Annotated in this window: 12 protein-coding genes and 1 pseudogene; 5 read left to right on the plus strand and 8 right to left on the minus strand. The window is 34.9% G+C overall.

Annotation, left to right across the window (positions count from 1 at the left end; translation table 11 throughout):
- Nucleotides 1–3: 3 nt before the first annotated feature.
- The 4 genes from bcp to fabG form a co-directional block, all read right to left on the minus strand.
- A complete protein-coding gene (gene bcp / locus ASM33_RS00375) occupies nucleotides 4–471 on the minus strand; it encodes a thioredoxin-dependent thiol peroxidase (RefSeq protein ID WP_110409530.1) in 468 nt (155 codons plus the stop codon).
- Nucleotides 472–626: 155 nt separating this feature from the next.
- On the minus strand, nucleotides 627–1,016 hold the full coding sequence (locus ASM33_RS00380) for a TrbC/VirB2 family protein (protein WP_110409529.1): 390 nt from the start codon (nucleotides 1,014–1,016) through the stop codon (nucleotides 627–629).
- A 113-nt stretch (nucleotides 1,017–1,129) separates the two neighbouring features.
- Nucleotides 1,130–1,492 (minus strand): TrbC/VirB2 family protein, encoded by a 363-nt coding sequence (locus ASM33_RS00385; protein WP_110410538.1) that lies wholly within the window; start codon nucleotides 1,490–1,492, stop codon nucleotides 1,130–1,132.
- A 93-nt stretch (nucleotides 1,493–1,585) separates the two neighbouring features.
- Nucleotides 1,586–2,320, minus strand: a complete 735-nt coding sequence (fabG, locus tag ASM33_RS00390) for a 3-oxoacyl-[acyl-carrier-protein] reductase (protein ID WP_110409528.1) — start codon at nucleotides 2,318–2,320, stop codon at nucleotides 1,586–1,588.
- A gap of 280 nt (nucleotides 2,321–2,600) precedes the next feature.
- On the opposite strand from fabG, the gene ASM33_RS00395 reads away from it, so the two are divergent.
- Nucleotides 2,601–4,898 (plus strand): hypothetical protein, encoded by a 2,298-nt coding sequence (locus ASM33_RS00395; protein ID WP_110409527.1) that lies wholly within the window; start codon nucleotides 2,601–2,603, stop codon nucleotides 4,896–4,898.
- A gap of 4 nt (nucleotides 4,899–4,902) precedes the next feature.
- On the plus strand, nucleotides 4,903–7,182 hold the full coding sequence (locus ASM33_RS00400; RefSeq protein ID WP_157956339.1) for a coiled-coil domain-containing protein: 2,280 nt from the start codon (nucleotides 4,903–4,905) through the stop codon (nucleotides 7,180–7,182).
- A gap of 161 nt (nucleotides 7,183–7,343) precedes the next feature.
- Here the strand turns inward: ASM33_RS00400 and ASM33_RS00405 are convergent, their stop codons facing one another.
- The 3 genes from ASM33_RS00405 to ASM33_RS00415 form a co-directional block, all read right to left on the minus strand.
- Nucleotides 7,344–8,507: an IS4 family transposase gene (locus ASM33_RS00405; RefSeq protein WP_157956340.1), complete on the minus strand. Its 1,164-nt coding sequence runs from the start codon at nucleotides 8,505–8,507 to the stop codon at nucleotides 7,344–7,346.
- Nucleotides 8,508–8,511: 4 nt separating this feature from the next.
- A complete protein-coding gene (locus ASM33_RS00410) occupies nucleotides 8,512–9,261 on the minus strand; it encodes an IS5 family transposase (RefSeq protein ID WP_110409356.1) in 750 nt (249 codons plus the stop codon).
- Nucleotides 9,262–9,340: 79 nt separating this feature from the next.
- On the minus strand, nucleotides 9,341–9,703 hold the full coding sequence (locus ASM33_RS00415) for an IS4/Tn5 family transposase DNA-binding protein (RefSeq protein ID WP_157956341.1): 363 nt from the start codon (nucleotides 9,701–9,703) through the stop codon (nucleotides 9,341–9,343).
- A 38-nt stretch (nucleotides 9,704–9,741) separates the two neighbouring features.
- Here ASM33_RS00415 and ASM33_RS08850 point away from each other — a divergent pair, with 38 nt between their 5' ends.
- Complete coding sequence (locus tag ASM33_RS08850) at nucleotides 9,742–11,247, plus strand: hypothetical protein (protein WP_162297596.1); 1,506 nt, start codon at nucleotides 9,742–9,744, stop codon at nucleotides 11,245–11,247.
- Here ASM33_RS08850 and ASM33_RS08855 read toward each other — a convergent pair.
- Nucleotides 11,151–11,450, minus strand: a pseudogene (locus ASM33_RS08855) (SDR family NAD(P)-dependent oxidoreductase); the annotation flags it as partial. The gene ASM33_RS08850 and the pseudogene ASM33_RS08855 overlap by 97 nt on opposite strands.
- A gap of 285 nt (nucleotides 11,451–11,735) precedes the next feature.
- On the opposite strand from ASM33_RS08855, the gene ASM33_RS00430 reads away from it, so the two are divergent.
- Entirely contained in the window at nucleotides 11,736–13,964 is a 2,229-nt protein-coding gene (locus tag ASM33_RS00430; RefSeq protein ID WP_110409522.1) for a hypothetical protein, read from the plus strand.
- Nucleotides 13,965–13,967: 3 nt separating this feature from the next.
- Nucleotides 13,968–16,400 carry a hypothetical protein gene (locus tag ASM33_RS00435; RefSeq protein ID WP_110409521.1) on the plus strand — a complete coding sequence of 811 codons (2,433 nt, stop codon included), beginning with the start codon at nucleotides 13,968–13,970 and terminating at the stop codon, nucleotides 16,398–16,400.

Raw genomic sequence — 16,400 nt, forward strand, 5'->3', positions numbered from 1 at the left:
TCATTATATTTTCCTTACTTCTTTCAAAACCTCGTCAACATGTCCACTAACTTTCACGTTCTTCCAAATATTGACTATTTTACCCTGCTTATCTATTAGAAAGGTAGTACGTTCTATTCCCATATACTTTTTACCAAACATGCTTTTTTCTACCCAAACGCCATATTTTTCGAGCATTTTAGCATTCTCATCAGAAACCAAATAGAATGGTAGGGAATATTTTGCCTTGAAATTAGCGTGACATTGAGCACTATCTTTTGATACGCCAATTATTACTGTATCCAGAGAAGAGAAATCATCTATTTTATCCCTAAAGTCTTTAGCTTCCATAGTGCAACCAGGGGTATCGTCTTTAGGATAAAAATAAAGAACTACATTTTTTTTGCTAGAAAATTCACTAAGTGATAAATTCTCACCAGAATCTGTTGGTAAGTTAAAATCAGGTGCATTGCTTCCTATTGCTAATTCCATACCTCACTCCATAAATAATATTTCTATGGTAAGTATAGTACTATATTGTAATCAAAGCATCAAATTTATATCTATGGAGTAAAATAATACCATAAATAAACTGCTGTATGACGTTTAGCTGTTTTATTGCTAATATTATGTATTAAATCATTCCTTTACTGGTTTTTTGCTGGTTGCGGTGAGCCTCCAGCTTTTAAATCACCTACCCCGCACTGTTCCATAAAAGAGTTGTTTGCACCTCCACTTATATTGGTCATCACTGTCTTTACAATTGCTTTAGCGCCGAAAAAAACAGCACAAAACATCCCCAAAGCAAAAAGAGCAGGCCACGGCATTCTACCAAATATTGCCATCAAAGCCGCACCTATTATTACTACTGTCATAAGTGGGCCACCTATACTCCAAACATAGCCAATAATATTACATATTACTTGAGCAGTTGCATCGTCCTCAATCTTATTAGTAGGAGCACCACTACTATGAGAAAAAGAAAAGAGCAGTATTATAAGAAAAACACTAAAAGCTTTTTTTATTATAAGATTCATCCTTATACCTAAAATTTAGATATTATCATTATATCTAAAATAGTATAATTTTTAGTAAACCTATTAAAAAATCAACAATCAAATCCCTTAGAATGCATTATAGCTTTTATGAATTATTTTCTTCCGCACTGCTGCAACATAGCTTTTGCTTCATCGCTTACGTTTGGCATAACTTTGATTATAATTGACTTAGCACCAAAAAACACACCGCAGAACATGCCCAATGCAAAAAGAGCAGGCCAAGGCATTCTACCGAATATCGCCATCAAAGCTGCACCAATAAATATTACTGTCATAAGTGGTCCACCTAGACCCCAAATATAACCAATAATATTACATATTACTTGTGTCGTATCATCCATTACAACCTGAGGAGTAGCTTTAGGATTGCTAGGAGCAGTATCTGCATAACTTGAAAAAGAAAAGAGTAATACTACACAAAAAACACTAAAAATTTTTTTCATTATAGAGCTCATTTTTTTTGCCTTTAAATAATGTAACCAAAACATTGTAACCTATACATATTTATCTTAAAGTAAAATTAATGATTTGTCCACGTGCAAATGTAATTACATAAAAAGTCCACCATTAATATTTAATACACACCCTGTTATATACCTTGCTTCATCACTTGCTAAAAATAGCACTCCTGCTGCTATTTCTTCTCCTGTTCCCATTCTTTTCATTGGAATATTATCTAGTATTTTTTCTTTTTGTTCCGTATTTAAAACTTCAGTCATCTTAGTATCTATAAACCCAGGAGCAACACAGTTTACTGTTATACCACGACTTGCAACTTCTTTTGCTATAGATTTACTCATAGCTATTACCCCAGCTTTGGATGCTGCATAGTTTGCTTGCCCTGCATTTCCTGTTAACCCTACTATGGAGGAGATATTTATAATTCTTCCACAATCATTTTTAATTAGTTTCTTAAATGCTTCTCTATTTAGCGTAAATGTGGAAGTTAGATTAATATCAATTACTTTTTGCCATGAATCATTTGTCATTCTAAGTATTAAGCTGTCTTGTGTGATACCAGCATTGCATATAAGCCCGTCAAAACCTTCCATCAGTTCACTTGCCTTAGTGATTAATTGACTTACCTCTTCAGAATTTGATAAATCGCAAGGAAGTACATGTATATTTTTTTCATACTTCTTAGCAACTTCCTCAAGCACTTCCTTCTTTGTACCAGAAATACACAGAATTGCTCCAGCTTCGTGCATGATTTTTACAATTGCCTGGCCTATCCCACCTGATGCACCAGTGACCAAGAACTTTCTGTTATCTAACCTAAACATAACAACTTCGTTTTGCCTCATTACTAACAGAATATTGACTGGCTGGCAACAGATTCATTAAATGTATCGTTCCAGAGTTACAACCAACCTTACTATTGCACTATACATCTGACACTTTCTTAAAAAAATTACTTCTTTTTAGGTTGTGGAATTTTAATAAATTAACATATTATATAAATTATAGCATTGATAATGCTAAATAAATTATAAGAAAGACATTGCTTTTTATTGAAACAGTTATTAAGATTTACTGATTTAATTATATAAGGTGAGGTAGTAAATGGAAGATTTTTTTAGCAGTTATAGTACATTTGAAACTCGTGTAGAAGCAGCTATGGATGCTGGCGATGTAAAGCTAGTGCAGATCCTTTGGGGGTCAAAATATTGTCAGCTTTGGCAGTATTGGGCAGCACACGCAATGATTTCTTACAATATGTTAGGCGTAGAAAGGTCAGCAGGTTGCAATTTATTTTTACGCATTATAAAAAAACAACTTAATGCATTAAATGAACAAAAAGCATTACTCAATAAACAAGAAAATTTTCTAGAAGGTAAAGAAGAAAGAGCGGCAGAAAGCATACTGGAAACCAAAGAGCTATTAAAAAAGTTATCTAGTATAACGCGCGAGGAGGCCGAAAATTATACAAAGGAAGTACATGCATTAAATACAGCAATTGATATGCGTCACTTATTTTACACGCCTGATGAACAAGAGCATAATATACAAAATACTACTATAAGTAATAATGGTGCAAATGAGAATAATTGTCAAGATCTTGCGCTTGTAGATGGTAACAAAAATGTAACAGGGAACACTTCATATGAGTCTTCAATGGGGTATATCTCTTCAGCATTGGATATTGTTGGAGAAGTTCTCAGTGAAAATCTACTTTCTGAGTGTGATACTGTAATTAAAGAAACCCAAGAAGCAATCAATACTACAGTCAGGGATGGAGCAAATGTGACAACTCAGATTGCAGATCGTTGCAACAGCGCAGATCATTATACAAGTGGAGAAAATGGTCAATGGTTAGATCGTGCTGTAGGCTCTATACCAGAAAATATTACTGTGCGTGATGTGCCTGTACGTGATACTGCTAAAGGAGTTTTGGCTGGTGTAAGAGGTCTAGCACAAACTTCTCTCTATTTTTTAGGCACTACTAATGATGATATGAACAACTCGGATCATATCAAGGCAAAAAAAGTACGTATAGATCAAATGATTAATTCCTTAGAACGTACAAGAAAAGAAAATGAAGCATTAAGTATTGCATTACTTGATAAACGACGTTCTATAGTAGAAAAGGTAATAGAGCCAATGTCAGATGGTAAGCCTATAGATAAGGAATTTATGAAAAACATGTATGAAATCTTACTAGATGATTATTTGGCTTCTGCAAGCAAGAATGATAAGTGTCTACTGTATAATGATATAAAAAACTCTAAAATAGAAAGTGTAAAGGAGAAAATTTTAAAACAAGAAGTAGATTATGAGCAATTTTATAAATTATTAAAATATGCAGCTAATAAAACAGATCCTGATTTGAATATAATCAGCATATTTATTGTTAATGCCGTAAATGGAGGAAGTGGATACGAGAACTATTTAGCGCAGCATGATAACAAAAAGATAAAAAAATTTAGTGAGAAGTCTATTAATACAATCTTGATGGAAGTACATGAAATGTTATTTGGTCACCTTAATGATTATGTAATAACATTAGTTTCAGCATTTCCTGATAAGGAGGGAAAATTCTTAAAAGTACCTGATTTTGATAAAATAATTATTCCAATCAACACTGGCGACAAAAAACATAAATATTTGCAAAGGCAATTGTTAAGGCACGCTAAAGATATAGAATCAAGAGCAAAAGATGGTAAATTAAATCGTTCTCGGAGCTTATTTCCGTCTATGTTTTACTTCTGCCTGTGCGACCCTGTAATGAAAGTGTTATACTCTTTAAATGGATGGGAAAGGGTTAGTGCGACAGATAGTGCTGAATATCATGAAGTGAAAATTAAAGAAGCAGAGTTTCTCAACATAATTTTATGTACAGCTATATTTAATGATGATGGCATTATATATGACTATCTTGAAAAGATAAGAGAAAGAGAAAAAACAGAAAGAAATAACGACATATTAGCTCTATATACAATTGCAAAAGGTACACAATGGAGAGCTTTATTTTGTAATAACTGGTTGTATAGTGTTAAATGGGAAAAAGCTAAAAGTCATTACCAATTGGGTAACTTTCTAGATAATATGGGAAAAGGAATAAAAAACCATCTCGAATTACAACAAAAAGAAAAAGAAGAGGGTTGGGAAAGTGGCAAAAATCAAGCAGAAGAAAAAACCAAACAAGCAACTGCACTGGCGGATCGAGAGGCTAAAGGAAGGCAAGAGGAAGCTAAAGGAAGGCAAGAGGCAGAGAAAAGGGCAGAACAGGAATCTCAAAGAGCAGAGCGACTTGCAGAGGCACTCAGAAAAGCTGGTATAGATCCAGATACTGTTTTACAAGGTGTAAACGTGAGCCAAGGGGCAAGCACAAGCCGAAGCGCAGGAGTTGGTAGGAGATAAGGGTATGGAGCCAATTTTTCCTAAGTACTCAGGTCACTCTGTGAGCTTGCCAGTGTGGAAGAGTAATGTGATTAGGTTTTTAGCAAATCACAAAAAATACCGAATATTCTGGTGGGAGTTTGGTCCTACCTTGCTCGATCACTTGCACAAAATGAAGGAGAGTAAACATCCAGATTATACAAAAAATGGTTTGGTTTTAACTTATTGCGCTGCTTTGATAACTGCGAGTGCTTTGCTCACGTCAACACGTAGAGCAGCATTTACGGCAGCAGTGACTTCAAGTGTGATGCTACTTGGAATTACAATTACAGTTTTGGTCGATTATCAAAATACAAAGAGAAAACCTAGTAATGAAGAGGCGAATCAAGAAGATTGCCTCAAGTTACTTGAAGCGCTAGGAGAAATGCCAAGGTATTGGTGGTGGCCGTGGAGCTCTAAGATAAAGGACATCAAAATAACTGAAAAACAGGCAGATAGAGCGATAGACTATAATGATTATTCGTTTGTCTCGCGCTTGATCTATTCATTATTTACTAATGTCATATCGCACCAATTTTGTGTTTCAAGGTATGGCTATATTTATAATTATCAAGAATTAACGGAGGGAAAAATGCCATTTGGAGTTGATATAAAAAAGCACATTAATCCAGATATACAAAAGAAACTCTCGAATAATTTGTCTTGGCTAGCAAAAAAACTCTGGTCTAATCAAGCTAATGTTGAAGATAGTCTAGAAGTTAAGTCGGATAACTTAATTAAAATAATTTTAAATGTAAACAGTACTACGTTGAATGAAGCACTTTCATCGATGCAGTTTGGATGGTTGCTGGGTCATTTAGATGAGAGTCTGAAAAGTGTACGAGCAGGTACAAAAACTAAAGAGCAACATGATCAGTACTTTAAAAATTTGGTGAGAGTTATATTGAAATTATCAAAGACATATCACTCGGATAAGAAAGCCAATAAGCGAGCGGGAATGGACATTGATGCAGAGCAGAAGCTAATTAATGAAGCGGTAGAAACTCTGAGAAATGTACATGAGCATGTGATGAAAAAGCACAAATGTATCTACAATCAATATTATGGAATTTACGAGCTATATGGCAAGATGGCAATGAGCGCGCTAAACAGCGGTAAAGACATATTGGATTTGGTTGATATATCATCTTTTGATGGTGGGTCTATTGTGCTGGATAGTCTGCATTCATTAATATATCGTGAAGAAGGACATCTAATGCGGGGAAGGAATGAATATATAAAAGAAGCAAAAGGCTTGATAAAAAAACTGAGAAGTAGCTTTGATTTGATGAAAGACTACGCAAGTGGAAAAAATTCTACTGACGCAGTAGATGCTTTTGTAAAAATGAAGAAAAGTGAGTTTGATGGGCATTATGAAAGCTATAAACAGCGTTATTACAGTAATAAAGTAGAACAATTAGAGATGCTCCTTGATAAATGCAAAAAAAATAAGAGGCTCGAGATAATAAAGAATGAAGTAGAGGAGTTATTAAAAGAAAGTAACGCGCAATACAAAATACTGATTGGTAAGGAAAGCGGAATAGCAAATGAATTATTTGTGCAACCAGCGTTAAGTTATAAAGCTTTAGCGGAAATGTACTGTAAGTTTATTACTCAGTTGTGTAATGAAATAAAAAAAGGGGCAGTTTCTGATAGTGAGTTAAAGCAAATGTTAAGTAAAACAGGAGTTGACTCGGATTTTATAAAAGAAAGCAAGAAAGAAATAGGAAAGTTTTCAGATGCGAAATTATTAAATTTTCTTGATGAAGTGATAAATAACTACTATCCAGAGGGTATGTTTGCTAGCAAATCTCTTGGAAGAAAGAGAATAGCAGAAATGATGAGTGAATTTTCCGATCAAAAAGAAAGTGATGCAGAGATAATAAATTTAATAGTGTTTACGCTAAAGCTTTTAGAGGAAAGGTTAGATGAAAAATTTCAAGAAAAGGAAACTTATTTTGATAGAGAGAAAAGAGAATCAGAGGAAAGGCAAAAGCGAATAGAAAAGTTAAAAAGAGAAATAGAGCAGATAGAAGAAGAAGGAAGACAACATGCTCAAAGGGCAGATCGGGAGGCTAAAGGAAGGCAAGAGGAAGCTAAAGGAAGGCAAGAGGCAGAGAAAAGGGCAGAACAGGAATCTCAAAGAGCAGAGCGACTTGCAGAGGCACTCAGAAAAGCTGGTATAGATCCAGATACTGTTTTACAAGGTGTAAACGTGAGCCAAGGGGCAAGCACAAGCCGAAGCGCAGGAGTTGGTAGGAGATAAGGGTATGGAGCCAATTTTTCCTAAGTACTCAGGTCACTCTGTGAGCTTGCCAGTGTGGAAGAGTAATGTGATTAGGTTTTTAGCAAATCACAAAAAATACCGAATATTCTGGTGGGAGTTTGGTCCTACCTTGCTCGATCACTTGCACAAAATGCTTACTTTTACCCATAACTTTGAGAAGTTATTATGTGAAGCATAACCATGCTCTCTCTAAGATTTTCATAGCCTCGCCATAGAGTCATACTTCCTGGTAAATTATCACCTTTTCTATTCATAAACCCACCTAATTTTCCTAACCAAATAATAGCTTGTTTTATGTTTGGAGGTTCTTCGGGCAATGTGGCCACTTGATGCTCACGTATGTAAAGAGCTTTCCACTCTTCATTGCTTAGAACCTTAGTGCAAGCCTCCATAGGATGCGATAAAGCCACTTTTGTTAAATATAAAATTTTAAATGTAATAATGCTCTTTATAGCAATTAATTTCTGTAGCCTTTCCTTTGTAGTTAAACGAGAGCTTTCTATTTTACATCCTGATTTTAAAATTCTAAAGTATTCTTCAATTTTCCATCGTAGCTTATACCAATTTATCCTTTCTATGGCATCTAAAGTGCTATTAACTGGTACATTAGTTAACAAAGTCCAATCGATAGCTTCAACTCCTTTAGGAGGATCCATTTCCTTTGCGCTTACCACATATACAGCGACTTTATCACTTATTTTATGTGCTGTATCTTTTGACCCATAAATGTAAGGCGCTCTGATAGGTATATAGCCTTTCATATATTTTACTTCAATATTTGCTTTTCTTGACTTCTGGTGCCCGTTTTTAGCAACTTCCAAGACGATTTTCTCTTTTACCGGAAGTTGAGCTATGCGTGTTTGCAAATCTGTTTTTCCCTCTTCAGTACAGATAAATTTTCTATTAGCTCGGTTACGGATTACATAAAAACTACCCAATGATTCAGCTATCCATAAAAATTTGAAGATATCTGCTTCCCTATCACCAAGAGTGACAAGTTGTACATCTTTGGAAACGTTATTTATGGTTTCTTTTAGTGCTGCTATCCACTTATAACTTTCTTTCTCCTCTATAGAAGTACGGTATTTCCTATTTGCTTTTTCTTTTGCTGTTTCTTCTTTTCTAGCGGGACGCGCCCAGCACTGTTGAGAAGATAAACCTAAAGGTAATCCTTCTTTACTGACCATTAAGGCACTATGCAGCAGCAAACCCTTTTTATGCTTTGTATAAGCTTTAGAAATACTGCCTAGCCCTTTGGTATTTATATGAGAGTCAAAATCCAAATAACTAGGCTCTGTGAACAAAATTTTAGAGTAGCCATATAAGTGCACCAACAAAGTTCAAAAAGCCCATAAACACTATAGCAGTCTTGTCGAACCTCGAAAAAATCCGTCGAAAATTTTTGATTTTACCGAAAAAACACTCGATCAAATGCCGCTCTTTATAAACATGTTTATCATAATCTCTTTGCACTTTTCGATTCCTTTTTGGTGGAATGGTGACCTCACATCCCTTGCTTTCAAGGCTGCCAATAAATGCGTTACTGTCATAGCCCTTATCTGCTACTACAATAGAGTTATAGACATTGTCTGTTAACGCTTCAGCCTGTGTAATATCATGTCTTTGACCGGCAGTAAGCGTAAATTTTAACGGATTTCCAAGAGCATCGACAAGTGCATGAATTTTTGTTGTAAAGCCACCTTTACTGCGTCCCAATGCCTCTTGAGCTCCAGAATCCTTCTTGTATCCAGCCGAACAAGCATGCGCTCGAACGATTGTGCCATCTATCATGTGCACCTCTAAATCTGGATCTTGTGTATATTTAAATAGCTTTTCCCAAATTCCCTTTTCGCACCACTTTTTAAACCTCCTGTGTATACTCCTGTAATTACCATATATTTCTCCTAAAAGACGCCACTGGCAACCACTTCGGACCATGTACCAGACTGCTTCCACGAACCTTCTCAGTTGCGTTTCATCTTTGCTGTGTATACCTTTCACACTTTTCAAAAATGCAAAAATTTGTTCCCATTTTGTTTCTTGTATGTAATATTCCATTCGGTAGTTTCTCCTTTTTTATTGCTTAATTGGGTTAAACTACCACTTTCTCCTCCTTTTTTATATCCTTTTTCCCATCTTATTCTTTCACAACGAAATTTTGTTCACAGAGCCTAGTATCTTGGATTGAAAATATAAGCTTATTTCCTTTTATCCTTTCCGCTGTTTCTTTATGATGAGAAGAATAAATTTTCTCGGCCTCAAGCTTTTCATTACTAAACAACCTGTACGCGCCCTTAGCTTCTTTCCATCCACCACAACTTTGATTAATTGATCCAGATGCCTTACGCTCTATAAGATAACTTGTTGTAATAAGCCTCTTATTAAGCCTTATATCTCCCAGATTAACATGTCTCAACTCTCTTTCTAGCCATTTGTCCCCTAAGCTATCAGTATATTGCGTATTTGTATTTACTCCGTACATTTTTAAACCCTTTATCAAATATATGAATTTGCTATTTTACTAGCTTTTTTATATTTGTGGGTAAAAGTAAGCACAAAATGAAGGAGAGTAAACATCCAGATTATACAAAAAATGGTTTGGTTTTAACTTATTGCGCTGCTTTGATAACTGCGAGTGCTTTGCTCACATCAACGCGTAGAGCAGCATTTACGGCAGCAATTGCTTCAAGTGTGATGCTGCTTGGAATTACAGCTACAGTTTTGATCGATTATCAAAATACAAAGAGAAAACCTAGTAATGAAGAGGTGAATCAAGAATATTGCCTTAAGTTACTTGAAAAACTGGGGGAAATGCCAAGGCACTGGTGGTGGCCATGGAGCTCTGAAATAAAAGACATCAAAATAACTGAAAAACAGGCGCATAGAGCAATAGACTATAATGATTATTCGTTTGTCTCGCGCTTGATCTATTCATTATTTACTAATGTCATATCGCACCAATTTTGTGTTTCAAGGTATGGCTACTTTTATAATTATCAAGAGTTAACGGAGGGAAAAATGCCATTTGGATTTGATATAAAAAAGCACATTAATCAAGATATACTATCGAATAATTGGCCTTGGCTAGCAAAAAAACTCGGATCTGATCAAGCTAATGTTGAAGATAGTCTAGAAGTTAAGTCGGATAACTTAATTAAAATAATTTTAAATGTAAACAGTACTACGTTGAATGAAGCACTTTCATCGATGCAGTTTGGATGGTTACTGGGTCATTTAGATGAGAGTCTGAAAAGTGTACGAGCAGGTACAAAAACTAAAGAGCAACATGATCAGTACTTTAAAAATTTGGTGAGAGTTATATTGAAATTATCAAAGACATATCACTCGGATAAGAAAGCCAATAAGCGAGCGGGAATGGACATTGATGCAGAGCAGAAGCTAATTAATGAAGCGGTAGAAACGCTGAGAAATGTACATGAGCATGTGATGAAAAAGCACAAATGTATCTACAATCAATATTATGGAATTTACGAGCTATATGGCAAGATGGCAATGAGCGCGCTAAACAGCGGTAAAGATATATTGGATTTGGTTGATATATCATCTCTTGATGGTGGTTCTATTGTGCTGGATAGCCTGCATTCATTAATATATCGTGAAGAAGGACATCTAATGCGGGGAAGGAATGAATATATAAAAGAAGCAAAAGGCTTGATAAAAAAACTGAGAAGTAGCTTTGATTTGATGAAAGATTACGCAAGTGGAAAAAATTCTACTGACGCAGTAGATGCTTTTGTAAAAATGAAGAAAAGTGAGTTTGATGGGCATTATGAAAGCTATAAACAGCGTTATTACAGTAATAAAGTAGAACAATTAGAGATGCTCCTTGATAAATGCAAAAAAAATAAGAGGCTCGAGATAATAAAGAATGAAGTAGAGGAGTTATTAAAAGAAAGTAACGCGCAATACAAAATACTGATTGGTAAGGAAAGCGGAATAGCAAATGAATTATTTGTAGAACCAGCATTGCATATAAGCCCGTCAAAACCTTCCATCAGTTCACTTGCCTTAGTTATTAATTGACTTACCTCTTCAGAATTTGATAAGTCGCAAGGAAGTACATGTATATTTTTTTCATACTTCTTAGCAACTTCCTCAAGCACTTCCTTCTTTGTGCCAGAAATACACAGAATTGCTCCAGCTTCGTGCATGATTTTTACAATTGCCTGGCCTATTCCACCTGACGCACCAGTAACCAAGAATTTCCTGTTATCTAACCTAAACATAACAACTTCATTTTACTTACATTACTAACAAAATATTGACTGGCTGACAATAGATTCATTACATGTATCGTTCCAGAGTTACAACCAACCTTACTATTGCACTATTGAACTATACATCTGACACTTTCTTAAAAAATTATTTCTTTTTAGACTGTAGAATTTTAATAAATTAACATATTATATAAATTATAGCATTGATAATGCTAAATAAATTATAAAATAAGTATTGTTCTTATTTCACAAAGCTGTTAGTACTGCATTTCTTTAAATAGTGAGAGGTAGTAAATGGCAAATTTTCTTGGTCAATCGGTTAATAGACAAATAAAAGTAGCAATTGATAATAGTGATCCAAAACTAGTACAAATTCTTTTGGGACCAAAGTATTGTCAGCTTTGGCAGTATTGGCTTATTCGTGCACTTTTCAACTATGATATGCTTTCTATGTCTCAAATGACTAAGTGTGAGCTTTCTCTTGCAATTGCTAATGAGCAAGTAAAATATCTTAATGAAAAAAAACGTATTAATATTGAGGAGTTAAGTAATATTCAAAGAGATAAAAAAATGGAATGCTTGACAAAAGTAGAGAATTTTTATGGTAGTGGCAGACTGTTGCAAATACGCTCTAGCAAACAAGGAGAACAATTAAAAGCTTCAGCAGAAGGATGCTCGAAATCTATAATAACACAATTTGCAGATACTGGTTTGCAGGATTATCAAGATCACAACAAAGGATTACATGTTTCTGACAGCGTTTCAGCAGCCGTTAATGCTGATTTTTCTAAAGAATGTGAGGTAATGATAAATGAAACAATCAGTGAATGTGAAAAGGAGGTTAAAAATGCTGATACTGTAAGTGGTCTAAGAAATAAACTACTTGAAAAAATAAGACAATTGAATAGTGATAAACAATCTTTCTCATTAAAAATAAATACAGTTAAGGAAGGGATTATAAAAAAAATGCAAGATAATAAATTTCTAGATAAGGATTTTGTTAAGCTTGAATATAATAAGTTACTTGACTATTATTTTAGCTCTAGTAAACATGCCATTAATAGAAAAAATCCGTTATACGAATATACAGGGTCAAAGGAAAGTATAAATAATGCTAAAAAACAGCTAAGAAACTTATCTGTAAGTTACGATTTTAGTGGATGTATTGATTACGCTGTACGAAAATTTAAAGCAGAAACAAATGCACAAAAAAAAGAAGAATATTTGGATATAGTAAGGGTATTGGCTATTAATGGGGCTCATGTAGGATCATTAGCTAATGCTTTTGATACTAAAGAGTTGAAAGAAGTTGCTTTACAATCAATTTTTACAATTGCAAGAAGGGTTTACAAAGTATTATTTGATTTTGATAGAAGCGATATAGCTAAATTCATTTCTACTATTGTTGGCAAAGATGGGAAATTTTCTGACCCTGTGAGTCGAAATGTACCTATATTTAAAAGTAGTGGTTCACCATTTATTAAGACTACGTTAGCCAGCCTAGAATACATAGCAAATGATCTACAAGAAGCAAGAGAAAGTGGCAAAGCGAACCGTGAAACTGGTTTATTCAATGAGTTACTCGACACTGCTAAAGATTTTTGGCATGAAACAATTATGGGAGAGAAATACGTTCCTAATACAGACGAGGAGCATGAAGGGGTCTACATCGTATTATATGAAGTGTTGGAGATAGTTTACTTATCTATGTCAACTGGTGATGATAGAGTTGTAATTGACTATATAAAAGAAATAGAGAGTAAGCTTAATAAAGAATCCAATAGCGATACAGCAAAGATATATAGTCTTCTATATTCGATACTTAAGGAGTATAACGCGTCAAAAAGAAAAGAAGATCCCACAAGTGATACCGGTAAGTGGGAAAGGTTATGGTATCATTTTCAAGATAGGTTTCCATATATGTTCGAAGCACATCAAGACGATATAAATGCAGATAAAATGATGGGGAGCTTACGTATGGGTCTATATGCTTTCGAGGTTATCTCAAAAGAGTATGATGAACATCAAAAACAGCGTTTTACTAAGAAATTTAGGAACATAGATGTAAAAGTTTTGCCTGGGAATTGTCTAGCTAATTGGTTGGTAGCAACTCACGGAGGAGTGCTAAGGGCTAACGATATGGTGGTCGGCCAAGCAGAGCAAAAGACAAAGCAGGAATCTCAAAGGGCAGACGAGAATGCTGAAAGGGCAGAGCAGATTAAGAGGGTAAGCAAGGCTTTTACAAGAAAAATACGTAGTCTTGATGATGAGCTACAAGATATAGTTATAGATAGCCAAGATGAAATTGTAGAGGCAGTTGTAGAGCATGTTATGAAACATAACTCCTCTGCAGAGCAAGTGCTGAATGGAGTAATTGAAGAAATCAAGTGCAACAAAAATCAAGTCTTAAGAGATGAAACAGTTAATCCTGAGCTGATCAAAATTGGTATAAGAGGTGTTCCAACTTCGCTGAGTGGTATCAATGCAGATCAAATTATGGGAGCCCAAGCAGGTAGGGGCTAAAACATGCGTTCTATTTCTGAAATTAAAAGGGCTATACAACAAGACAATATTGTAGCCTTTTTATCAAATCACAGAAGGTATCGAATACTCTGGTGGGAGTTTGGTCCAACTTTGTTTGAATATTTGTGCAAGCAAAAAGGCTTAAATGCTAAAGAGCTAAAGCAAAAAAATGAAAACCGTGAAAAGTTGCACAAGGAATACCTCAAGGTACTTGAAGCATTTGGTGAAATGAAAGCTTATTGGTGGTGGCCATGGAGCTCTAGAGTTAGTGAGGTTATTCTAACTGAAAGTCAAAAGGAAAGAGCAGAAAAGTATGCAAGCTACTCTTTTTTATATCGGGTAGTACTAGTGATGTTTACATCTGTATTAACCCATCGTTCTATTCTTTTTCAACATAATGGAGGCTATATGAAGAGAAATCAACAACGCAGTTTATCTGCTCCTGGAGGGACTGCAGTACGTAATATAAATGTATCTAAAGAGTCTGTGCAGCCTGATAATGGAGGCTACATGAAGAGAAATCGGCAACGCAGTTTATCTGTTTCTGGAATAGATGTAGTACGTAATATAGATGTATCTACAGAGGCAATGCAGCAACCAAGCGATCAGCAATTCAGCGCGCAGGGAGAGAATTATTCTCAAGACCCAAGCGATAACAACCATTATCAACCATCTGAAGAGGCAATGCAGCAACCAAGCGATCAGCAATTCAGCGCGCAGGAAGAGGATTATTCTCAAGGTTCAAGCGATAACGAACATTATCAACCATCTGATCCACAGGCAAAACCTTCAGGAGAAGGAATGGAATCAAGTGCTCCAGGGTGCTCAAAATCTATCAATTTTCTTGAATTTGCAATGGTCTATCAAATGAATTTGGAAAAAGCATTATCTTCATTTGGCTTTTCTTATAAAACTTTATCTAGTCTAGATGAAAGCTTGGAGCGTGTTAGAAATTTAGGTTACAGCCAAGAGGCTATAAGTGAATATAACCAGTCATTTACAAGAATATTTAGCAAGCAATATAGAGAATCAGCGCTAAAGTTCCATTCGGACAAAGGAGGTAATGGAATGGATACTTTAAATAATATCAAGGAGGTCATGGAAGAGTTATATGAAACATCAAAAAAAGAAAGAGATATTTTTAGATATAAGACGTTTGCTCAAGTAGCATTGGACTTTCTGCACAAAAATAGGGATAAATTCGCAGGTCTTATAAATGCAAACGTAGCTGCAGAACTAAGAAATATAACAATTTGGAGGCAGGATGATTTACTGTATTCTCGTAATGAGTTTTTAGAAAAGACGCAAAAGCATCTTGAAGTTTATCTTGATAATCCAGCGCAGTTGAAACAAGAATTTGATAAGTTGGTAGATTATTATATCAAAGGTTATCAGGAATTTTGGTTTGATAATTTGATTAAATTAAAGTTTAGGTGCGATAAAGATAAGAGCTTAGAAGTTATAAAAGATGAAGTTAAAAGTCTTTTAAAGGACAGTATTGGACAATATATTAGGCTAGCTAATATTTTACCAGCCAGAGAAAAGATTAAAAAGGAACTGAAAAAAATGTTACCAGAGTCTTTTCAAATAGATCAGTGTCCTATTGATAAGTGCTTTGTGCTGCCAATATTAGAATATAATGAGGTTGTACAGAAATATGTTGAGCTATTGAGTAATTGCAGTATAAAACATTTAACAAAAATTTTCGAAGCACATGCAAAAGAGATGACCAATATAGAGTTTGATGTAACAAACGATATAAATAGTCGTTCACTTGCTGAGTTGCAGGAATGCATAAAATCCTTTAAGGAGAATAGCTTTCCAGAAATCATGAGCTTTATGTATGGTAAGACATATTGCGTACCAAGATCATATGGATTTGGATCAAGAGAAGCAACAGCAGTAGAGATTGGAGGAATGATATTAGTGCAAATATTAAAAAAATATGTAAATCTCTTAAAGGAAGAATTTCAAAAAGAGAAAACTTGGTTTAAAAGGATAGAAGAGGAGATACATAAATTAGAAAAAAAGATAAAAGAACAGCATGAAATGCAAAAAGAAGCAAAGCAAAGAGCAGATCAGTATGCTGAAATGGCAGAGCAGATTAAGAGGGTAAGCAAGTGCTTCTCAAGAAAAATACGTAGTCTTGATGATGAGCTAAAAGATATAGTAATAGATAGCCAAGATGAAATTGTAGATGCAGTTGTGCAACATGTTATGAAGCATAACTCTTCTGCAGAGCAATTACTTAGTTCAATAATTGAAGAAATTAAGCACAATAAAACCCAAGTTTTGAGAGATGGAAGAGTTAATCCTGAGCTGATTAATATGGGCATAAATAGGTTGTTGCTGGAGGAAAGTAGCACAACGCTGAGTGATGTAAACGTGAGTCAAGGAGCAAGCACAAGCCGAAGCGCAGGAGTTGGTAGGAGATAA

The organism is Wolbachia endosymbiont of Folsomia candida (assembly GCF_001931755.2).
GTDB lineage: Bacteria > Pseudomonadota > Alphaproteobacteria > Rickettsiales > Anaplasmataceae > Wolbachia.